The organism is Undibacterium sp. FT79W, assembly GCF_014284215.1.
In the GTDB taxonomy this organism is placed as follows: Bacteria; Pseudomonadota; Gammaproteobacteria; order Burkholderiales; family Burkholderiaceae_D; genus Undibacterium; species Undibacterium aquatile.
Genome location: NZ_JACOGB010000018.1, coordinates 1 through 2,717, shown reverse-complemented (window position 1 = coordinate 2,717; position 2,717 = coordinate 1). Strand labels below are relative to the sequence as shown.

General features: G+C 53.6%; 4 protein-coding genes. All 4 read left to right on the top strand.

Annotated features, from left to right (window positions below):
- On the top strand, positions 1 to 673 hold a 673-nt coding region (locus H8K38_RS18145; protein ID WP_186886255.1), incomplete at its 5' end, for an energy transducer TonB.
- Between the two features lie 192 nt (positions 674 to 865).
- On the top strand, positions 866 to 1,738 hold the full coding sequence (locus H8K38_RS18140) for a MotA/TolQ/ExbB proton channel family protein (protein ID WP_186886254.1): 873 nt from the start codon (positions 866 to 868) through the stop codon (positions 1,736 to 1,738).
- Positions 1,739 to 1,834: 96 nt separating this feature from the next.
- Positions 1,835 to 2,272 (top strand): biopolymer transporter ExbD, encoded by a 438-nt coding sequence (locus H8K38_RS18135; protein ID WP_186886253.1) that lies wholly within the window; start codon positions 1,835 to 1,837, stop codon positions 2,270 to 2,272.
- A 15-nt stretch (positions 2,273 to 2,287) separates the two neighbouring features.
- A partial coding sequence (locus H8K38_RS18130) for a biopolymer transporter ExbD (RefSeq protein WP_186886252.1) occupies positions 2,288 to 2,717 on the top strand: 430 nt, incomplete at its 3' end.

The window sequence follows — 2,717 nt, the reverse complement described above, 5'->3', positions numbered from 1 at the left end:
AATGGATTTTTCAGATCGCCAGCAAGAGCCGGGCAAGAAGTTCCTGGGCATAGGGCTGGTCATAGCGTTTCACGTAGTGCTGGTGTATGCACTGCTCAATGGCTTGGGTACCAAGCTCATCGAAATCGTGCAAAAGCCTTTAGAGACAAAAATTGTCGAAGAAGTGCCGCCACCACCACCACCACCAGATACGCCACCGCCACCGCCGCCGAAACTGCTGGCCCCACCGCCACCATTTATTCCGCCGCCGGAAGTGCAGGTACAACCACAGGTACAGCCACAGAACACGATTTCTGCCGTATCCAACGTCAAACCTGAAAACCCGGTGTTCAGCAAAGCACCACCGGCACCTGTGGCTGAAGCACCGAAAGCAACCGGCCCTGTGACGGTTCCCGGCGTCATCGACTTCAACGTCGCTGGCTGCAAACCCGAGTACCCACGCGCTTCTTTGCGTAATGAAGAAACCGGTACGGTTGTTCTCTCCGTCTTAGTCGGTGCTGATGGCTCCGTTTCTGACGTCAAGATCGACAAATCGAGTGGCTACCGTGGTCTCGATAATGCCGTCCGTACCCAATTGCTGTCTGGTTCCTGCAAAAACAAACCAGGTACCGTCGATGGCAAACCACAACCGACCTGGACGAAAGTGCAGTACGTGTGGAAACTGGATAACTAATCCTGAGTCCAGGCAAAAGCAAGAAATCAGCGTTCCCGGCAATACCTCTCTGACTTCCTGCTTTACCCAGAAAACAGCATGAATTAAAAACGTCACCCTCGTGCAGGACAAAACAGACCTGAACGAAGTGACAACAAAAACAGTCGTAAGCAATACCAACCTTCTATATTTGTTATTAAAGGAAGCACCATAATGAAAACCCGTTTCTCCGCATTTCTGGCTGCAGCTCTCCTGGCATTGACTGCCGCTGTTGCCGTCGCTCCAGCTTCCGCACAAGAAGCTTCTGCAACTGCCTCCACTGCAGCACCTGCTGCCTCCGCACCAGCGGCTGACGCTGCTGCACCTGCTGCCGCACCTGCCGGCGACATCGCTGCTGCGCCTGCGAAAGAAGTGATTGAAAACCCATACGGCTTAGACGCGCTCTGGAAAACAGGTGACTTCGTTGCCAAAGGCACACTGATCATCATGGTCATCATGTCCATGGGTAGCTGGTACATCCTGATCACTAAAATCATCGACCAGGTCAAACTCTCTGGCCAGGCCAAAGAAGCTGGCAAATTCTGGAAAGCCGCTTCCGTCCAAGCCGGTTCCGCTGCACTCAAAGAAGGCAGCCCATTCCGCTTCATCGCTGACTCTGGCATCAAAGCCACAGAACACCATGAAGGCGCACTGCTGGAACAAATCGATCTGAACACCTGGGTCTCCATGTCTATCCAACGCGCGGTCGACAAAGTACAAAGCCGTCTGCAAGATGGTCTGGCCTTCCTGGCGACTGTTGGCTCTACAGCACCATTCGTTGGTCTGTTCGGTACAGTCTGGGGTATTTACCATGCGTTGACAGCGATCGGTATGTCCGGTCAGGCATCGATCGACAAAGTAGCAGGTCCTGTGGGTGAAGCGCTGATCATGACCGCGATCGGTCTGGCAGTGGCGGTTCCAGCGGTTCTGGGCTACAACTTCCTGGTTCGCCGCAACAAGAGCGCGATGGAAGAAGTCCGCTCCTTTGCAGGTGATCTGCACTCCGTCGTTCTGTCTGGCAGCATGAACAAAGTAGCTAAGAAATAAGACGGCACACCAGACACACAGTCACAAGCACGAACGACTCAAGTCACAACGCCGGTTGCCTAGCGCACCGGCGTGCAATCTGAAAGAGAACACACTATGGCAATGGCAATCGGCAACGATGGTGATGGCGAAGACGAAGTCAACAGCACCATCAACACCACCCCGCTGGTCGACGTCATGCTGGTCTTATTGATCATCTTCCTCATCACCACCCCGGTGATTACTGACACGGTCAAACTCAAGCTCCCGGCAGAACGCAACCAGATTTACAAAACCAAACCAGAAAACATCACCGTATCGATCAGCAAAGATGGTGACGTCTACTGGAACGGCGGCATGAAACCCCTGCCAGGCGGCACCGAAGGTTTGTTTGACAAACTCAAAGTCGAAGCCGTCAAAGTACCGCAACCGGAAGTCCATATTCGTGGCGACCAGAATGTGCGTTACGAATTTGTTGGCAAAACTATCCTGACCGCCCAGCGCGCCGGGATCACCAAGGTCGGGTTCGTGATCGAACCACCACCACGGAATTAAGGAAAAGGACCAGATATGGGAATGCAAATAGGCTCAGGCAGCTCCTCCGCCGATCCTGAAGTGATGATAGAAATGAACATGACGCCGTTGATCGACGTCATGTTGGTGCTGATCATCATGCTCATCATCACGATCCCGATTCAGAATCACTCCGTGAATCTGAACATGCCGACGAACACCCCGAGTAAGCCGACAGAACCACCGGTCGTGATCAACATCGACGTTGACTTTGATGGCACGGTATTGTGGAACGGAGTGGCCGTGGCCAGCCGTAACGAACTCGAAGCGAAACTGGGTGAAGTGGCGGCACAGCCGAATCAACCGGAAGTGCATCTGCGTCCGAATGCGGTGGTGCCGTACAAATCGGTGGCGGCGGTAATGGCCTCGGCTCAGCGCATTGGTGTGACCAAGATCGGTATGGTCGGCAATGAGCAGTTCTTGAAGT